The 17696-nt window shown below is 35.3% G+C and carries 20 protein-coding genes; 4 read left to right on the forward strand and 16 right to left on the reverse strand.

Annotation, left to right across the window (positions count from 1 at the left end; genetic code table 11):
- Positions 1–174: 174 nt before the first annotated feature.
- Positions 175–1704 carry a bifunctional phosphoribosylaminoimidazolecarboxamide formyltransferase/IMP cyclohydrolase gene (gene purH, locus AB1410_01615; GenBank protein ID MEW6455398.1) on the reverse strand — a complete coding sequence of 510 codons (1530 nt, stop codon included), beginning with the start codon at positions 1702–1704 and terminating at the stop codon, positions 175–177.
- Entirely contained in the window at positions 1670–2347 is a 678-nt protein-coding gene (gene coaE, locus AB1410_01620; GenBank protein ID MEW6455399.1) for a dephospho-CoA kinase, read from the reverse strand. The genes purH and coaE overlap by 35 nt, the downstream gene beginning before the upstream one ends.
- A gap of 310 nt (positions 2348–2657) precedes the next feature.
- Between coaE and AB1410_01625 the strand changes: the two genes are divergently transcribed.
- Together AB1410_01625 and AB1410_01630 are read left to right on the forward strand one after the other, a co-directional pair.
- Positions 2658–2783, forward strand: a complete 126-nt coding sequence (locus AB1410_01625) for a hypothetical protein (protein MEW6455400.1) — start codon at positions 2658–2660, stop codon at positions 2781–2783.
- 67 nt (positions 2784–2850) lie between these two features.
- Entirely contained in the window at positions 2851–3831 is a 981-nt protein-coding gene (locus tag AB1410_01630) for a beta-ketoacyl-ACP synthase III (GenBank protein MEW6455401.1), read from the forward strand.
- A 6-nt stretch (positions 3832–3837) separates the two neighbouring features.
- Here AB1410_01630 and AB1410_01635 read toward each other — a convergent pair whose 3' ends face one another.
- The 12 genes from AB1410_01635 to AB1410_01690 are packed head-to-tail and all read right to left on the reverse strand — an operon-like array spanning position 3838 to position 13716.
- Entirely contained in the window at positions 3838–4353 is a 516-nt protein-coding gene (locus AB1410_01635) for a TlpA disulfide reductase family protein (protein ID MEW6455402.1), read from the reverse strand.
- Between the two features lie 13 nt (positions 4354–4366).
- Positions 4367–5248, reverse strand: coding sequence for a 3-methyl-2-oxobutanoate dehydrogenase subunit beta (locus tag AB1410_01640; GenBank protein MEW6455403.1), 882 nt, complete (start codon positions 5246–5248; stop codon positions 4367–4369).
- Complete coding sequence (porA, locus tag AB1410_01645; GenBank protein ID MEW6455404.1) at positions 5245–6396, reverse strand: pyruvate ferredoxin oxidoreductase; 1152 nt, start codon at positions 6394–6396, stop codon at positions 5245–5247. The genes AB1410_01640 and porA overlap by 4 nt, the downstream gene beginning before the upstream one ends.
- A complete protein-coding gene (locus AB1410_01650) occupies positions 6393–6704 on the reverse strand; it encodes a 4Fe-4S binding protein (protein MEW6455405.1) in 312 nt (103 codons plus the stop codon). The genes porA and AB1410_01650 overlap by 4 nt, the downstream gene beginning before the upstream one ends.
- Positions 6691–7239 (reverse strand): 2-oxoacid:acceptor oxidoreductase family protein, encoded by a 549-nt coding sequence (locus AB1410_01655; protein ID MEW6455406.1) that lies wholly within the window; start codon positions 7237–7239, stop codon positions 6691–6693. Before AB1410_01655 ends, AB1410_01650 begins: the two co-directional genes overlap by 14 nt.
- 16 nt (positions 7240–7255) lie before the next feature.
- Positions 7256–8113 carry a fumarate hydratase gene (locus tag AB1410_01660; GenBank protein MEW6455407.1) on the reverse strand — a complete coding sequence of 286 codons (858 nt, stop codon included), beginning with the start codon at positions 8111–8113 and terminating at the stop codon, positions 7256–7258.
- Positions 8114–8152: 39 nt separating this feature from the next.
- Positions 8153–9028 (reverse strand): MBL fold metallo-hydrolase, encoded by an 876-nt coding sequence (locus AB1410_01665; GenBank protein MEW6455408.1) that lies wholly within the window; start codon positions 9026–9028, stop codon positions 8153–8155.
- Positions 9006–9866, reverse strand: a complete 861-nt coding sequence (locus tag AB1410_01670; GenBank protein MEW6455409.1) for a TIM barrel protein — start codon at positions 9864–9866, stop codon at positions 9006–9008. The genes AB1410_01665 and AB1410_01670 overlap by 23 nt, the downstream gene beginning before the upstream one ends.
- The gene (gene thiC, locus AB1410_01675) at positions 9847–11148 is read right to left on the reverse strand and encodes a phosphomethylpyrimidine synthase ThiC (protein MEW6455410.1); all 1302 of its coding nucleotides are present in this window, start codon (positions 11146–11148) and stop codon (positions 9847–9849) included. The genes AB1410_01670 and thiC overlap by 20 nt, the downstream gene beginning before the upstream one ends.
- Positions 11149–11152: 4 nt before the next feature.
- Positions 11153–12148, reverse strand: coding sequence for a nicotinate phosphoribosyltransferase (locus AB1410_01680; GenBank protein MEW6455411.1), 996 nt, complete (start codon positions 12146–12148; stop codon positions 11153–11155).
- Positions 12148–12672, reverse strand: a complete 525-nt coding sequence (locus AB1410_01685; GenBank protein MEW6455412.1) for an isochorismatase family cysteine hydrolase — start codon at positions 12670–12672, stop codon at positions 12148–12150. The genes AB1410_01680 and AB1410_01685 overlap by 1 nt, the downstream gene beginning before the upstream one ends.
- Before the next feature lie 51 nt (positions 12673–12723).
- The gene (locus tag AB1410_01690; protein ID MEW6455413.1) at positions 12724–13716 is read right to left on the reverse strand and encodes an NAD-dependent epimerase/dehydratase family protein; all 993 of its coding nucleotides are present in this window, start codon (positions 13714–13716) and stop codon (positions 12724–12726) included.
- Between the two features lie 305 nt (positions 13717–14021).
- On the opposite strand from AB1410_01690, the gene AB1410_01695 reads away from it, so the two are divergent.
- Together AB1410_01695 and menA are read left to right on the forward strand one after the other, a co-directional pair.
- Positions 14022–15443: a M20/M25/M40 family metallo-hydrolase gene (locus AB1410_01695; protein ID MEW6455414.1), complete on the forward strand. Its 1422-nt coding sequence runs from the start codon at positions 14022–14024 to the stop codon at positions 15441–15443.
- A 148-nt stretch (positions 15444–15591) separates the two neighbouring features.
- Positions 15592–17100 carry a 1,4-dihydroxy-2-naphthoate octaprenyltransferase gene (gene menA, locus AB1410_01700; GenBank protein MEW6455415.1) on the forward strand — a complete coding sequence of 503 codons (1509 nt, stop codon included), beginning with the start codon at positions 15592–15594 and terminating at the stop codon, positions 17098–17100.
- 7 nt (positions 17101–17107) lie between these two features.
- On the opposite strand, the gene AB1410_01705 is transcribed toward menA, so the two are convergent.
- Both AB1410_01705 and AB1410_01710 read right to left on the reverse strand, forming a co-directional pair.
- The gene (locus AB1410_01705; GenBank protein ID MEW6455416.1) at positions 17108–17305 is read right to left on the reverse strand and encodes a YgaP-like transmembrane domain; all 198 of its coding nucleotides are present in this window, start codon (positions 17303–17305) and stop codon (positions 17108–17110) included.
- 89 nt (positions 17306–17394) lie between these two features.
- Positions 17395–17696, reverse strand: a 302-nt coding sequence (locus AB1410_01710) for a hypothetical protein (GenBank protein ID MEW6455417.1), incomplete at its 5' end; no start/stop codon positions are given.

The raw sequence follows: 17696 nt of genomic DNA on the forward strand, positions 1-17696 counted from the left end.
ATAACGAACGGGAGCGAGAGAGAATATAGAAGATAAGAGAGGATAAGAGTCTGAGTGATAGGAGATTATTTGAACGAACGAGCATAGATTTTGATGCGAGGAGATCTGAGCGAAGGGGATGGTTGACTTCCCATAACACTTTGTATGTTTACAAAAATAATTGAAAGTAAATTTTTAATGGCGGAAGTGCCTGACCCCAGTGAAAACCATCGAAATATTGTATCTATTAGCTGCTTCAATAACCTCTTTATCCCTTATAGAGCCACCAGGCTGTATTATTGCTTTAATTCCTGATTTTGCAGCAATTTCAATGCTATCCGAAAAGGGGAAAAAACCATCTGAAGCAAGAACAGCTCCTTCAAGGGGAAAGTTTGATTTTTTGATGGCCAACTCTACAGAATCCACTCTACTCATCTGACCTGCTCCAATTCCCAACACATGAAGATTCCTCACTACTACTATTGCATTTGATTTTACAAACTTACATATCTTCCATGCAAACATCATATCTTCCATTTCATTATCAGAAGGGCTCTTTTCTGTTACAACATTAATTGAATCCTTTCTTATCTCTCCTGAATCAGTTTCTTGAATGAGAAAACCCCCGCTTATTCTCTTAAAATCGATATATTCATTAAAACCTGATTCTATTTCCACCACTCTTAAATTCTTCTTTGCTGAGAATATCTTGAGAGTCTCTTGATTGAAGTGAGGCGAAACTACAACTTCAAAAAAATTAAGAGTAATGAGAGAGGCAGTTTTTTCATCTACAACCTGGTTAAACCCAATTATCCCTCCGAAAGCAGACATAGGGTCTGTTGAAAGAGCTTTAGAGAATGCATCATCAGCACTTTTACCTATAGCAGCTCCGCAGGGATTGTTGTGTTTTATAATTACACAGAAAGGATCATTGAATTGATTGTATATTTTATAAGCTGCTTCAATATCAAGAATGTTGTTGAATGAAAGTTCCTTACCCTGGAAAATTTTCATCAATTTAAAAGGAGATTTATCATTTTCAATGTATAGCGATGCTCTCTGATGGGGATTCTCTCCATATCTTAAATCAAGGAGTTTTTTTAAATTTAAAGTTAAATCCTCAGGAAAAATCTCTTTTTTTTCAAGGAGAGAATTTAAATAATTATAGATAACTATGTCATAAAGATAAATTCTCTGAAATGCTTTAATAGCCATTCTCTTCCTGAACTCAATTGGAAAATAATCGTTTTGATGCAATCTTTCGATTATTTCCTGATAATCATCTGGGTCAACAACAGGAATCACATCTATAAAATTTTTAGCTGATGCCCTTATAAGAGAAGGCCCTCCGATATCTATCATCTCTAAAGCTTCATCAAGACTTAAATTTTCCACTTTTGTCGCTTCTTCAAAAGGATAGAAGTTACAAACAACTACATCGATATTTTTTATTTTCAAATTTTCAACCTGTTTTAAGTGTTCTGGATTGTCCCTTTTTGATAAAATACCCGCAAATATCTTTGGATGCAATGTTTTTACCCTTCCTTCCAGTATCTCTGGAAAACCAGTTATATCTTCTATTAGGTTATGGGGAACTTCGATTTCTTTCAAAAACCTTGAAGTCCCTCCTGTTGCAAGGATTTCAATTTTGAACTCCATGAATGTTTTTACAAGTTTTTCCAGTCCTCTTTTATCCCAGACACTTATCAATGCTCTTTTTATCATTTTTCCTCTCCTTCTCCAATGAATTAAGTATCTTCCAGTCTATAAGTAAAGACTCATAAATTTCCAAAGTTCTTTTTCTTGTTTCTTCTATCGTTCCTGATGTATCTATTACGTAATCTGCTTTTTTTATTTTTTCTTCGTTATCCATCTGTGATCTGATTTTTTTTAATGCCTCATTTTCTGATATCTTATCCCTTTCCATCAATCTCTTCACTCTTATATTATCAGGGCAATGGGCTACTATTATCTTGTGAAAATATTTCTCAAATCCTGCCTCAATCGTTAGAGCAGCTTCAGACACAAATATTTTATATTTTCTATCTCTTTCAAGTTTTTCTATGATTTTTTTCTTCTCTTCAAGAACTTTTGGATGAATAAGATTATTTAGATAATCCCTCTCTTTTTCATTTGAAAAAACAATAGCTCCGAGTGTTTTTCTGTTTATCGTCTTGTTAGGGTTTAAAATTCTATCTCCAAAATGAAAAACAATCTGTTCCCAGATTACTTCTCCAGGCATCATCAATTTATGAGCAATCAGATCCGATTTAGAAATGAAACACCCTTTCTCTTTTAACACATCAGAAATAATTGACTTACCCGTTGCTATTCCACCAGTTAAAGATACTCTTAATATTTTTCGCATATTTTATTTATCAACCTCAATTTTACATAATTTTAAACTATTTTTTAATAAAAATATTTCACTTTTCTTCTATTTTTAAAAAAAGACTATTGTACTGTCCCATAAATATCTTTACAACCAATCAGATTCTCATAAAGCACACTGCACAATAATATAGTAAAATGTATTTAAGTGATATAACACTACAATAAATAATTGCTAAAAATTTATAGATATGAAAAAATTTTTTTTCATTCTACATATCTGCTGAAAAAAAAATTTCAAAAAGCAGAAAAATTAATAAATTTAAAAAGGACACTTCTTTGAAGAAATGAGAGAGGTAAATCACTATTTTGCCATTCGAGATAAAAATGGAGAATATCTTGGATGCATGGAAGTCACTCAGGATATCACTGATATAAAGAAAATCGAGGGTGAAAAGAGGCTCATGAGTTAATCGAATTCTTGCTTACTGATTAATTATATGTTATAAAGAATATTTAATTTTATACAGAGTTGATAAAATGAAAAGAGTCAAAATAAGCTCAACAGGCTCATATGTTCCGAAAGATGTTCTTACAAATTTTGACCTTGAAAAGATGGTGGATACCTCTGACGAATGGATTACTACAAGGACTGGAATAAAGGAAAGAAGGATTGCTTCAAAAGATGAGGCAACCTCTGATATGGTAATCAAGGCATCTCTCAAGGCCTTAGAAAAGGCAAATCTCAGACCAAAAGACCTTGACATGATAATAATTGCTACTGTTACCCCTGACACTCTCTTCCCTGCAACTGCCTGCTGGGTTCAGAAAGGCCTGGGAATAAAAGAAATCCCTGCCTTTGACATTTCTGCGGCATGCACAGGATGGATATATGGTCTGGTGGTAGCTGAAAGCTTGATAAAAACTGGAATTGCCCACCGAATCCTTCTTGTTGGAACTGAAATGCTTACAAAAATAGTTAACTGGGAAGATAGAAACACCTGCGTCCTTTTTGGAGACGGGGCAGGCGCAACCATTCTTGAAGAAAGTAATGATGAGTCAGGGATACTCGCTTCCTACCTTGCATCCGATGGAAATCTTGGAGATTTACTCATTCAGCCTGCAGGAGGGACACGTATGCCTGCTTCCTTTGAGACAGTAAAAAATAAACTTCACTCAATAACAATGAAAGGAAATGAAGTTTTCAAACATGCTGTAAAAAATATGGGAGATGCAGCAATAAAAGTTCTTAAAAGAGCAAATTTAAAAGGAGAGGATATTGACATTTTTATTCCCCATCAGGCAAACATCAGAATTATAGAATCAACTGTTGAGAGAGCTAAAATTCCAATTGAAAAGACCTACATTAATATAGATAAATATGGAAATATGTCATCAGCAACTATTCCAATCGCCCTGGATGAATTGAATGATAATGGCAAACTCAAAAAGGGAAAACTCGTTCTCGTCGATGCTTTTGGAGCTGGATTTACTTGGGGCGCTGTAATAATCAGATGGTAAATTTTCTCATTTTTCTTCTGACAGTTCTTTAAGATCATTTTCAAACACTGATTTTTCCCTCACACCCACATATGTTTTTCTTATATAGCCATTTTTATCTATCACAACATTAAAAGGAATTCCCTGGTTTCCTCCAAAATATTCATTCACCACATTCTCTTCTCCTATTAGAACTGGAAAATTTATTGAATAACTTTGGATAAAAGGTTTTAAAACTTCATGGGGGTTTCTATCGACTGAAATTGAAATGACCGTTAAACCTTTATCTTTGTATTGATTATACAGCTCAACCAGATGAGGAATTTCCATTCTACAAAATTTACACCATGTGGCAAAAAAATTAAGGATAACGACATTTCCGTTGAACTGGGAAAGAGTAAACTTATTACCCTCTACATCACTCAGAGTAAAATCCATTGCTTTCTTCCCTTCTCCATTAGAAGAAGATTTCGGATTGAGCAAGAATATACTCAATGCTATTATTGGCAATGCCAGAAAAATTAAATACCAGCTTTTTTTCATCGATCCTCCTGAGTTATATAAGTCCTGCCTTTTTTAATAATTTCTCCCAATTTTTATCAATATTCTCCTGGATAAAATTTATGTGCTCCTCTTTCAAATGTTTAAACCTTCCTTGAAGTTCAAGGTATTCATTAACGGGTTTTCTTTTTTTTATCACTATATTTATTGTATATTTTTCACTATTCTCGATTTCATAAAGGGGAAAAACAGTTGTTTGTACTGCAAGCCTTGCCAATTTAACAGTATCCTCTGATCTTGTTTTCCAGCCCGGAGGACATGGAGCAAATATATGAATAAATCTGAATCCTTTAATTCCTTTAGCTTTTTTTATTTTTTTTACAAGATCTTCGGGATAGGCAACTGAGGCAGTAGCTACATAAGGAATTCGATGAGCAGCAAGAATTTCTTCAATATTTTTCTTAAATATACTGTTAAAATTCTCCACTGGAGTTGTAGCTGTCCATGCTCCCCATGGAGTTGCTCCACTTCTTTGAATTCCTGTATTCATGTATGCTTCATTATCATAACATATATAGATAAAATCCTCATTTCTTTCAGCTGCACCTGAAAGAGCTTGCAAACCGATATCGAAAGTTCCGCCATCTCCAGCCCATCCCACAACAGTTGTTTCAGTATTTCCTTTAATTTCTAATGCTGCCTTTATCCCTGAAGCAGTAGCACCTGTTGCTTCGAATGCCATGTGAAGTAGAGGAACTTTTAAAGATGTATAGGGAAATGGACCATCTATTACTGACCAGCAACATGCGGGAAAGGTAAGAATTGTATCATTTCCTAAAGCCTTCAATGTATACCTCATTGCCAGTGTAGCGCCGCAGCCCTGGCAAGCCAAATGCCCTGGGGTCATTAATTCCTGTTCTGGTATTGATAATCTCATTTTTTAACTCCTATCCAAAAAACTTTCTCTGAAGGATATTCATTACTTTCTGTAATGTGATAGATTTCTTTTATAGTTTGAGGGTTAATATCCCTTCCTCCCAACCCTGCAACGAACCCAAAAACAGGGATGTTAGAATGGTTGTACAATGCCGATTTAACTTCCTGTGCAAAAATTCCATGATGTCCAAAAGAAATGTTTCTATCTATAACAGCAACTTTCTTTGCATGTTCAATGATTCTTCTCAGTTCCTTAAACGGAAATGGTCTAAAAACTCTTATCTTCAGGTTTCCAACTTTCTTTCCCTCTTCTCTTAATTCATCCACTACAACCTTTGCTGTAGAAGCTGCTGTTCCTGAAGTTATAAAAATTATTTCCGCATCTTCACACCTGTAGTCTTCAATAAGACCATATTCTCTTCCAAATAATTCTCCATATTCTTTTCCTGCCTGTTTTATAACTTCAACAGATTCTCTCATTCCCATTTCCATTTTATATCTAATTTCATAGTAATACTCAGGAGAGGTAATTCCACCAAACGTATGCGGGTCTTTTGTATCCAGAACATATTTTGGTTTGTATGGTGGAAGATACTCATCCACAACTACCTGATCAGGTATATCAACAGGTTCATATGTATGGGAAAGGAAGAAAGCATCGAGCACAATCATCGAAGGAAGTAGCACTTTCTCTGATATTTTAAATGCCTGAATAATTGTATCAAGGACTTCCTGGTTTGAAGAGCAATAGAATTGAATCCATCCCGTATCTCTCTGGGATAAAGAGTCTGTTTGATCTGCCCAGATTGTCCATCCTGGAGCCATTGCTCGATTTATATTTCCAAGGACTATGGGCAATCTTGCTCCTGCTGCCCAGTGTAGTAATTCATGCATAAGAGTAAGACCATGAGCAGAAGTTGCAGAGAATGTCCTTGCTCCTGCTGCAGAAGCTCCTATTAAAGCAGCCATCGCAGAATGTTCGGATTCAACATTGATAAATTTGGCTTTTAGTTCTCCACTTGCACACATTTCAGAAAGAAGTTCAACAACCTGCGTTTGAGGAGTTATGGGATAAGCTGATATGACCTGAACTCGAGAAAGAAGAGCACCATAGGATAATGAATGATTTCCCATTATAACTTTTCTCATTTTCCCTCCTCAACCATTTCAATGCAATCTTTAGGACATTCTTCTGCACATATTCCACAACCTTTACAGAAATCATAATCTATTAAAGGCCTTCCATTCTCAATTAATACACATGCATCAGGACAGAACTTCCAGCATATCATGCAATCTATACAAATATCATAATTGATTATTGGCTTTATGTTTCTCCACGATCCAGTTTTGTTATAAGTCATGTATCCAAGGGACATAGCCATTGGAGGCATGTCACTTTCTTTTTCAATTATTATCAATTCAGATTCTCTCATTTTTTTCTTATCCTTTTGCAATTTCGTAAGCCTCCTTTGCTGCCATGGCATTTTCTTCTGGTTTTGTAGGTACAGATTCTTTTATTGAAGCAATTAGGGATTCGATCTTCGTTATCCCCAGTATTTTCGCAACTGCACCTAGAATTGCTGTATTAACAATTGGAGACGCCCTTGTCCCGAGCTTCCATTTCACAGCTATTCCAGTTGCATCTATCGTATAAACTCTGAAGTCATTTGAAAAACTAAATTCTTCAGGACTTTTTTCAGAATTAATTACTATTGTTCCATTCTTTTTGAGTCCGCTTGTCACATCGATTGAATAAACTAAAACAGGGTCAAGGACTACAACATGGTCTGGTTCATATATTCTTGACCGGAGGAAAATCTCCTTGTCATCGATTCTTGCAAATGCATATACAGGAGCTCCCCTTCTTTCTACACCAAATTCCGGGATTGCTAAACAGTACTTCCCATCCTTTAGTATTGAGTCTGCTAAAATTTTAGCAGCTACAACTACTCCCTGTCCCCCTCTACCATGAAACCTTATTTCTATCAACTTTACCCTCCTTTTCCTAAAATTCTAACTCTACAACTCGATGAGAATGACATTCGATGTTCACTGCACAGGGAAGAGATGCGATATGACATGGATAAGATTCAACGTGGACTGCTAAAGCTGTAATCCTTCCTCCAAGTCCCAGAGGACCTATGCCTAAATTATTAACCTTCTTTAACAATCTCTCTTCCATATCTTTATAAAAAGGATCTGGATTATGGGAACCCACAGGTCTCCTAAGTAATGCTTTCTTTGCAAGAAGAGCAGAGGTTTCAAAATTTCCTCCAATTCCAACACCCACAATTACTGGAGGACATGGGTTTGAACCAGCTTCACTGACAGTCTCTACCACAAAATTTTCAACTCCCTCCAATCCAGCAGCAGGCGCAAACATACGGATTGCACTCATATTTTCTGCACCGCCTCCTTTTGCAATGAATGTTATCTTAAACTTATCTCCTGGAACTATTTCCCAGTGAATAAAAGCAGGCGAATTATCACCTGTATTTTTCCTCCTCAAAGGGTCTTCAGCAAGCGATTTTCTCAGGTAACCTTCTTTATATCCCTCAATCATTCCAGATGTTATGGCCTCTCTAATACTTTTTAATTCATTATCTTTTATAAATCTTACATCTTCTCCCATTTCAACAAAAAAAACTGCAATTCCTGTATCCTGACATAATCCCAATTTCTCCTGAAAGGCAACTTTTACATTTTCAATTATCTGGGTTAAGGCATCTTTTCCTGCTAAAGATTCTTCCTTTTCAATTGAATTTTTGATTACCTCTTTCACATCTTCTCCAAGAATAAAATTTGCATCCTGAACTGCTTTTTTGACTTCATTTTTAATTTTGCTTAATTTAATTCTTTTCATATGATTCCTCCAAAATAGAGAAAATAATATAATATTTTTTTATAATTCCATTTCCATATTTTCATAGGCTGCATAAGAATTTGAAAAAACTTTTTTCGCCTCTCTCTCAATTTTTTCAATCTCTCCATCTGAATGAAACGGGTCATGATGAAATAAAATTAACCGCTTTACTTCACTCTTTTTCGCAAGTTCACAGGCTAATCTCCACGTGCTATGCCCAAAACCCTTTTTTGGATTTGCATTTGAAAAATATTCTTCATCTGTGTACTGAGAATCATGGATTAAAATGTCTGCATTACGACAGAATTCTATCATAATTTTTATTACATTATTGTTTAATTCAACATCAGTGGCATACACAATACTCCTATTTCCTAAAAATGTCTTATAGACTAACACGCCATCATTTGGATGAGAATCCATTTTTATCGATTCTACATAGAAACTTCTTTTGGTATGAACATTTTTTCTTCGTAAGATTTGTGGGGTGTTATCATCTGTAAAAATTATTTCTCCACCATTCAATCCAAATATAGATTCTCTTTTCATAAATCTCTTAAAAGGTATGGGAGAGAAAGAATAAGAAAAATAAGTTGAGAGGATTCTGAAAAATCCTTTCCTAAAGTTTGGACCGAATGTGTCAATCTTTCTTCTTATTTCTTCGTTCAGGATAAAAAATGGATATCCTTCAATGTGATCCTGATGAAGATGAGAAAGGAATATCCAGATAAAATCTTTATTTTTTAACTCTTTTACTGCATTTATAATTCCTGTTCCTGCATCAAATATAATAGCAGTGTCTTCAAACTCTAAAAGAACTGAAGGAGTATTCCCGCCAAATCTTAAAAATTCTCTGGAACAGACTGGATAACTTCCTCTTACTCCTAAAAACTTAACTCTTAAATTTTGTCCCACTATAAAGACCCTTCAGAAGAATTGCATCCTGCTCTAAGTTCGGGCTTTCTATTATAACCAATCCTCTAAGATTAAAATCTTTTAAAGCTTGGATCCACTCATCATACCTGAAGTCAGATTCTTTTAGATTTAAATGTTTCTTTTCACCTTTATCTCCATAACTTATTCCTGATACATGAATATGTATGTTCAACAAAGATTGTTTTCCAAGTTTCTTCTCAACTTTTTCTAAAATATTATAGAACTCTTCATAGGTGTTAAGCTTTCCTCTTTCTCTCGCATGAAGGTGAGCAAAATCAATACATGGTTCTACACCTTCAAGTTCAGAGCACAGATTCAATATCTCGTCAAGGGAGCCAAATTGAGATTGTTTTCCTGAGGTTTCAGGCCTGAGTATAATAAAATTATCCTCAGCTTTTAATTCTTTACTTATTTCTTTAATTCCATCAAGGATTGTTTTGTAAGCTTCTTTAGGAGAATTTCCATAATACCCTGTATGAAATACAACACTCTCTGCTCCTGAAAGCTTGCCCATCCTTGCTGAATCAAATATTCTCTCCATACTTGCTTTTCTCTTCGCTTTATCTTCAGAGTTGAGGTTTATGAAATAAGGAGCGTGGACTGAAAGCTTTACTTCTTTCTCCGAGGCAATTTTTTTAATTGAGAACGTTCCCTCTTCTTTAATATGAACTCCTCTGACCCATTCTATTTCCATGCAGTCAAGGTTTAATTCTCTTATTCTTTTTATACCATCCTCAGTGGAGGTGCCAATTGTGCTGTTTGGTTTTCCTCCGGTTCCAAAAAAAAGATTATGATTTTTATAGGAGATACTTGACATTATCATCTCCAAGAAATTCACTCACAATTTTCATAGCGCAAAAATCACTGCACATGGAGCATGCATTTGAAGATGTCTTTCTTTTCTCTCTTATTTCTTTGAATTTTTCAGGGTCTATCGACAATTTTGCCTGTTCTTCCCATCCAAGCTCATATCTTGCCTTTGACATTTTTTCATCCCATTCTTTTGCGCCTTTAATTCCTTTTACAATATCTGCAGCATGGGCAGCAATCCTAAAAGCAATGACGCCATCTCTTACATCCTCAACATCGGGAAGAGCTATATGCTCAGATGGAGTTACATAACATAGAAAGTCTGCTCCTGCTGAACCAGCAATTGCTCCTCCTATTGCAGCGGTAATATGGTCATAGCCTGCTCCCACATCTGTAACGAGAGGCCCAAGAACATAAAAAGGTGCATTATTACAAATTCTCTTCTGAAATTTAACCTGGGCAGTAATCTGATCCAGGGGAACATGGCCAGGTCCCTCAACAATTACCTGAACTCCAGCTTCATTGCATTTCTTCGTGAGTTCTCCTAAAACGAGCAATTCATTTATCTGAGCGCTATCTCCTGCATCTGCTATTGAACCAGGTCTCAGTCCATCTCCGAGACTGAGAGTTATATCATATTTAAGGGCAATTTCAAGAAGCCTATCAAATTTCTCGTAGAATGGATTTTCTCTCTGATTTTTCAACATCCATCCAAGGATGAATGCACCTCCACGGGATACAACTTTAGTCAATCTCGGATGTTTTTTAAGCATCTCAACCCCACTCAATGTTAGTCCAGCATGAATTGTCATGAAATCAACTCCATCCTCTGCCTGCATTTCAATCACTGAGAAAAGGTCATCTTCAGTCATGTCTATCATGTTTCCTCTTTTTGATATGCCTAAAATTGAAGCCTGATAAATAGGAACAGTTCCAACGGGAGCAGATGTCCTTTTCATTATCTCTTTTCTTATTTTATTGATGTTTCCACCTGTGCTTAAATCCATTACTGTATCTGCCCCAAATTTCAGCACCACATCAAGTTTTTTCAATTCTTCTTCTAAATGGGGATAATCAATTGATGTTCCGATATTTGCGTTCACTTTAGTTCTCAGTTTATAACCTATTCCGATTGGAAATAAATTTGAGTGTTTTTTATTATGAGGAATAACAACCAGACCTTTTGCGATGAGTTCTCCAAGTTCTTCAACTTGAATACTTTCTTTCTCAGCAACGATTTTCATCGAGCTGGTTATATTTCCTCTTCTTGCTTCCTGTATTTGAGTCATATTTTTATCCTTTCAGTTTTATTTTTTTTAATTTTGGATTGTTTGTGATTCCAGGAATCCTTCCTCTCTTTGTTATGGGGATCCCGTTTATTTCTTTTATATCTGCTGTAAAATCAATGGGAGGAGCTTTCGTGATGTAACTTCCAATGCCAAATATATCCACAGGAGCCTTTTCTTTAACAAAATTTTTTATTTTCTCAGGGTTAACTCCTCCACTGACAACAATCTTTGCATGCTTGCAACCCTCGGTATCCAGAGCATACCTCACTTCTTTAACAAGGTCAGGGGTAACACCTCCCCTTTCTGAAGGAGTGTCCAGTCTTACTCCCCAGAGTTTATCTTTCATTTCTTTAGCAACCCTTCTTGCTTCTTCAACCTCATCCTTAAAAGTATCTATCAAAATTACTCTTGCTACATCTTTTTCCATATATTTATCGAAGGCAAGAGCTGCTTTTACAGTATCATTAAAGATTAAAATCATTGCATGGGGAATAGTGCCAATAGGATTTCGATTGAATGACCCTGCTCCGATTGTTGTAGCAGCTCCAGCACAACCACCTACCTGAGCAGCGTATTCCATCCTGCCTACAACATCAGGGTGAACATGCCTTGCTCCAAAACTTATAACAGGAATATTTTGAGCTGCTTCAACGCACTCTCTGGCAGCAGTAGCCCATCCACTCTCATGGGCGAGCATTCCAAGGAGGGAGGTCTCGAGGTATCCGAAAGAATTATAGGGTGCTTTTATTCTTAACACAATTTCCTTTTCATCGAATTCTTCTCCTTCTTCAATAGTCCATATTTCATCATGAGAGCTTAATATATCTGAGAGAATTTCTACAATCTCTTTAATTCCACAAAAAATTCCCTTTCTACTTCCAAAAAATTCCATCGAAACCACAGGATTCAAACTTTCTTGTTCCAGGATTTTTTTGCTTCTGAGAAAATAAATGTCAGCTCTCTCATTAAAAAAATTAATTTTTTCTTCTGAAAGAGCCATTATTCATTAAACCTTTCTATGGTTGCTCCTAATACTCTTTTTATATGCCTTAGAGCAAAATCATGGGCTTCTTTGTTAAAGCTTCCCACAAGATTTTCAATAACTTCAACCTCATAATCTCTGTTTCGCGCATCAGCTACTGTATGAAGAACACATATATCAGTTGCAACACCTATTACCTGTAATTTCTTTATTCCCATTTCTTTTAATCTTGAATCTAAATCAGTGTTAAAAAATCCTGAGTATCTATTCTTCTTTATCACCTCACCCTGGATATCTTTAAATTCATCCATAACCTCTGCTTCTTCTGTTCCTTCTATACAATGCGGATGAAACATCTTAAATTCTAAATCATCAGGAGCATGGTTATCACAGATGTAGAAAATCGGGACATTTTCTTCTTTCGCTTTTAAAAGAAATTTTCGCATTTTCGGAATTAATTCATCACAAACATCGCCCACATAGAGGGGAGCTCCTTTTTTGCAGAATCCTTTTAACATATCGACCACAAGAATTGCTTTCATTGTATTAGTCTTTTAAATAAAATTATAAAAAACAACAGATAAAAAGTCAATTTAACGAGGCTTGATGTAGCCAATATGATAATACCACTTAATGGCTCTTTTTATTGCATCTTCTAATGGACTCTGGGGGAAGCCTAATTCTTTGATTGCCTTTGAAGAATTCATATACGAAGAGAATCTGTTTAAATAAATCCCAGAAAGAGGAATGAAAGGTCTTTTTTTCAATAAAAATGCAACTGTTTCGCTCAAATAACCTGCTAATAATGAAATTCTATATGGAATTTTTATTTTTGGTGGCTTTACACCAGCTAATTGTGAGACTAAAAACAAAAATTCTTTTGTTGTCATATTTTTGTTTCCCAATATGTATCTTTCACCAATTCTTCCTTGTTTCAATGCCAGAACATGGCCTCTTGCCACATCCTTCACATCAACTGCATTCATCTCTCCTTGAATATATGCTGGAACTTGCTTGTTTACAATTCTTGAAATAATGCAGTATTCAGGGGGCTTAAAATCATATTCACCTATACAGAACGTAGGGTTCAGAACAACAGCAGGAAGCCCCTTTCTTGTATACTCAAAAACTTCTTTTTCCATAGTGTATTTAATCCTGTGGTATGTACTTCTTACATTTTGTAAATTATAAGGGTGATTTTCATTTATTATTGACCCTCTTTTCTCTCCTTTTCCCAGAGTAGAAAGAGAGCTTGTGTAAATCATTTTTTCTATTTTAGAGCTCAAAGCAGCATCAAGGACATTTCTTATTTGAATACGGGCTATCTCCAATTCTTCTCTCATCTTAAGAGAAAATTTAGGATAATGCCCAGCAGAATGGATTAAAAAATTGCAATTTTTTAAAGCCGCTGTAATCGAATCTCTATCGAATAAATCTCCGTAATATATCTCCAAGTTTAGTCCTTTTATTGTCTCAATATTACTTGTTTTTCTTATCAACACTCTTACATTAAAATTTTCCTTAAGCAATTCTCTTGCAATATGAGAACCTATAAACCCACTTGCTCCTAAAACTAAAACTTTCATCTTATAATTATTTTTTTGAACTAATACAAATGCAATAAATAATATTACATGTAGGGCAAGGCTTTTAGCCTTGCATCAAGCAATCCTAAAGGGTTGCCCTACATTTATATAATGCGTTTGCTTTAAATTAAAAATGAAATTTATATTTTAAATAAATAAGAGCTTTTTTACCACATATTTTTACTTATTAATTTGATAAAACCATATAACTGAGAGATCCTGATGGAGAATATTTTTTATTGACATCGCATTTTTTAACATGCTATAAATTTCCTCATTGGTGAACCATAAAGGAGGAGGTTTTTATGAACATCTTAAGATCTTTTCTTAAACAACTTCCCATAGAGTATCTCATCTTCACATTTATCATACTTCCAATCAATTCAACAGTTTCAGCGCAAACAATGGAATCCGAGCGGCAAGCTCACTACATGAAGATTGTAACTGAATTTGTCCGAACTGCATTAATAGATCAAAAAGGATACGATCTTCTTAGCGAACTCTGCGCCATCGGTCCCCGCTTAAGCGGGTCGGAAAATTCTCTTAAAGCTATTCAATGGGCTAAATCAACTATGGAGAAACTCGGATTCGATCGTGTGACACTCCAACCAGTGATGGTTCCGAAATGGGTGCGTGGAGATGTAGAAAAGGCAGAAATTGTTAAATCAAAGCTTTTTAAGGGAAAAAAATTAAACATATCAGCATACGGTGGAAGTGTTGCAACTCCTCCGTCAGGAATCACAGCTGAAGTATTAGAGGTTAAAACATTTGATGAACTCCATGCCCTTAGCGACAGAACAAAAGGAAAAATAATCTTTTTTAACCGTCCGATGGATAGGGGCGTAATAAATACATTTGCTTCTTATGGCAGTGCTGTTAATCAACGCTCTTCAGGTGCAATCGAAGCTGCAAAAGTCGGCGGAGTTGCAGCAATTGTTCGTTCAGTTACAACAAAATACGACAATATTCCGCATGTGGGTGCAATGCATTATCTTGATAACTTGGTGAAGGTTCCATCTGTTGCAATTGGTTTGAAAGATGCTGATTTCTTAAGCGCAGCATTGAAGAAAGACTCATTATTGAAAATAAGACTCAGACTCTCGTGCAAAGCATTTCCCGATGTACAATCCTATAATGTGATGGGAGATATCATTGGTTCTGAAAAGCCTGAAGAAGTGATTGTGGTTGGAGGTCATTTTGATAGTTGGGATCAAGGAGAAGGAGCCCACGATGATGGCGCTGGCTGCATTCAATCAATGGAAGTTTTGAATTTATTTCAAAGACTTGGCATAAAACCAAAACGAACGATTAGGTGTGTGTTTTTTATCAATGAAGAAAATGGATTACGAGGCGCTATTGCTTATGGTAAGTATGCAGATACCAGTGAAGAAATACATATAGCAGCTATCGAATCTGATAGGGGTGCATTTACTCCACGAGGATTCAGTGTTGAGGGAGACTCAGCAATTATTCAAAAAATTAACAGCTGGTTGCCGATATTACAAAAAGCTGAAATCGAATGGGTGCGTTCTGGAGGCAGTGGAGCTGATGTCTCCCAGATAAAAAGCTGTAAAGTTAAAATCGGGTATGTTCCCGATACCCAGCGGTACTTCGATTTACACCATTCAGCGCACGATGTCTTTTCCGCAGTTCATCCCAGAGAGATGGAATTAGGTTCAGCAGCACTTGCAATTTTGGTTTATTTAATAAGTGAAGAAGGATTGTAAATTTAGCGGATTCCCTCTCAAATATAAACACTTTTTGTGAAAATTTTTCATTTCGGTTAGAAATGCAATATCATCTAAGTTTTACTTGACTAATTTTTACTGAAATCTTAAAATCTATCTTTCATTTTAAAAACAGAAAGGAGATATAATGCATTCAAAAGAAAAAATATTTGATATCCTAAAAAAAAAGGATGTTTTATTTGTCTCAACTTTAGCAGGTAAATCCATAAAATCAAGAATGATGCATTTCTATGCAAACGATGATTTCAGCATCTATGTGGCTTCGATGAAAAACGACCCGAAAATTCATCAAATTCTTATTAACTCAAACATATCAATGCTTATACATGTAGAAGAAAAAGAACTTGGAGATTCAAAAGAAATAGAAATCTCAGGAAATGCGTCTTTAGTTGAAGATGAAAAAGAAAGAGAAATTGCCTTAAAAGCACTCTCCACAAAATCTCCAGTTGTTAAATATTTAGTGGATTCCGGGAATTCAGGGCTTCTTCATTGCCTAAAGATTATTCCTTTTTCAATAAAATATAGAATTTTTAAGGAAATAGTCCAAGGAACCCCACCTACAGTTATTGAATTTCCAGAAAATATTTCGATTTCGGATGATTGGAAAAAATTTAAAAGCAAGTTAAAAGTATGGTTTACAGAGTTAAGAGCCCCTTTTCTTACTGCTTCAGTGATTCCTGTTCTTCTGGGAACATCAATTGCCTGGTATCATCTCAAAAAAATTGATTTTATTTCTTTTATTTTAACCTTACTCGGTGGAGTTTTCCTTCACCTGGGATGTAATATAGTAAATGATTACTTTGATCATAAATCGTTAAACGATGACATAAATCGTGAATTTGTTAGACCTTTTAGTGGTGGCTCGCGAATGATACAGCTTGGATTGCTTTCGCCCCTTGAAGTATTCTCAGGAGGAATGTTTTTCTTCATTCTTGGCTCAGGGATTGGAATATATCTAACAATTGTTAAAGGATGGCAAATCCTTGCTTTAGGATTAGTTGGAGTGATTTCAAGCTTTTTCTATGTTGCACCTCCCTTTAACTGGGCATCAAGGGGATTTGGAGAGCTTCTTGTCGGCTTAAACTTCGGAACTCTTATTACACTCGGCGCATATTTTGTTCAAGCTCAGAAATTTTCTACTGAAGCTTTAATTGCTTCGCTCCCGGTGGCTCTTTTAATAGCAGGAGTCCTATACATAAATGAATTTCCTGATTACAACGCTGATAAAGCAGTTGGAAAAAACACACTTGTTGTAAGACTCGGAAGGAAAAATGCAGCAAAACTCTACATTGCAATAATTTCTTTAACTTACATAATCGTTCTGATATTTTCATTATTCGGTAAAATACCTCTCGCTTCTATAATAGCTTTATCAACCATTCCTCTTGGTATAAAAACAATTCAATATGCTATAAAATACCACTCATCTCCTATTGATTTAATACCTGCAAATGCGATGACAATTCTCTCTCATATGTTTACTGGAATCCTTCTTGGGTTATCCTTTCTTTTCTACAACAACCTGTATTTATCAGTTTCTTTTCTGATATTATTCTTCTTTCTCATTTTTTATTACATTCGGAAAATTGAAAAAAGAAGTAAAGTAATGAAAGGTGTTCAGCAGACAGTTTCTTGAATATTTTTTAAACCTGTTTTTCTTTAGCTCCAAATAATTTCAAAATTTCCATCACAATGCATCGGTTAGTAAAGGCAGATTGAATAAGCCCTAACCCAAATATCCCAGTTAAAATTAACCAGTTATGGTTTACAAAATGTCCAAGCAACACAGTCCCTAAAATCAAAATGCCCATTACAAGACGAAATAGTTTTTGAAATCCCACTTTTTCCTCCTTAATTTTTAAAATTATATTCAATAAACTCCCATCAAGAAATACGATACTTTAAAATGTATAATAAATGAATCTTTTCTTTATTTTTTCCATTTAATCTTAAAATGTTCAGCTAGTGTCGTGTCACTTAAATATCTTTCCTTATTCTTTTGTGACATGACACTTTCCCTATGGGAGAAAGATCTCCTTAGACGCTTCGCTGAGCAGCTCATAGGAGCCTTTCGGAGAACTGAAATGTCAGGAGAATTAATCACCTCTCTTTTATCCGAAAGGCTCCTAGCACTGCCCTTAAGGGCAGTGTGTAAAAGGTTTTTATTTAAATTTAAATCATCTATTTGCATGCACCAGAATGGTGCATGTAGGAGGGTGCGGAATACATATT

It is taken from the genome of Acidobacteriota bacterium (genome assembly GCA_040756905.1).
Lineage (GTDB): Bacteria > Acidobacteriota > Aminicenantia > JBFLYD01 > JBFLYD01 > JBFLYD01.

What these genes read in the sequence shown, in the direction of transcription:
- thiC (MEW6455410.1), bottom strand. Translation starts at nt 11,148, where the DNA reads ATGACTCAAATACAGGAAGCAAGAAGAGGAAATATAACCAGCTCGATG.
- coaE (MEW6455399.1), bottom strand. Translation starts at nt 2,347, where the DNA reads ATGCGAAAAATATTAAGAGTATCTTTAACTGGTGGAATAGCAACGGGT.
- AB1410_01670 (MEW6455409.1), bottom strand. Translation starts at nt 9,866, where the DNA reads ATGTCAAGTATCTCCTATAAAAATCATAATCTTTTTTTTGGAACCGGA.
- AB1410_01630 (MEW6455401.1), top strand. Translation starts at nt 2,851, where the DNA reads ATGAAAAGAGTCAAAATAAGCTCAACAGGCTCATATGTTCCGAAAGAT.
- AB1410_01640 (MEW6455403.1), bottom strand. Translation starts at nt 5,248, where the DNA reads ATGAGATTATCAATACCAGAACAGGAATTAATGACCCCAGGGCATTTG.
- AB1410_01635 (MEW6455402.1), bottom strand. Translation starts at nt 4,353, where the DNA reads ATGAAAAAAAGCTGGTATTTAATTTTTCTGGCATTGCCAATAATAGCA.
- AB1410_01680 (MEW6455411.1), bottom strand. Translation starts at nt 12,148, where the DNA reads ATGGCTCTTTCAGAAGAAAAAATTAATTTTTTTAATGAGAGAGCTGAC.
- menA (MEW6455415.1), top strand. Translation starts at nt 15,592, where the DNA reads ATGCATTCAAAAGAAAAAATATTTGATATCCTAAAAAAAAAGGATGTT.
- purH (MEW6455398.1), bottom strand. Translation starts at nt 1,704, where the DNA reads ATGATAAAAAGAGCATTGATAAGTGTCTGGGATAAAAGAGGACTGGAA.
- AB1410_01625 (MEW6455400.1), top strand. Translation starts at nt 2,658, where the DNA reads ATGAGAGAGGTAAATCACTATTTTGCCATTCGAGATAAAAATGGAGAA.
- AB1410_01685 (MEW6455412.1), bottom strand. Translation starts at nt 12,672, where the DNA reads ATGAAAGCAATTCTTGTGGTCGATATGTTAAAAGGATTCTGCAAAAAA.
- porA (MEW6455404.1), bottom strand. Translation starts at nt 6,396, where the DNA reads ATGAGAAAAGTTATAATGGGAAATCATTCATTATCCTATGGTGCTCTT.
- AB1410_01695 (MEW6455414.1), top strand. Translation starts at nt 14,022, where the DNA reads ATGAACATCTTAAGATCTTTTCTTAAACAACTTCCCATAGAGTATCTC.
- AB1410_01660 (MEW6455407.1), bottom strand. Translation starts at nt 8,113, where the DNA reads ATGAAAAGAATTAAATTAAGCAAAATTAAAAATGAAGTCAAAAAAGCA.
- AB1410_01690 (MEW6455413.1), bottom strand. Translation starts at nt 13,716, where the DNA reads ATGAAAGTTTTAGTTTTAGGAGCAAGTGGGTTTATAGGTTCTCATATT.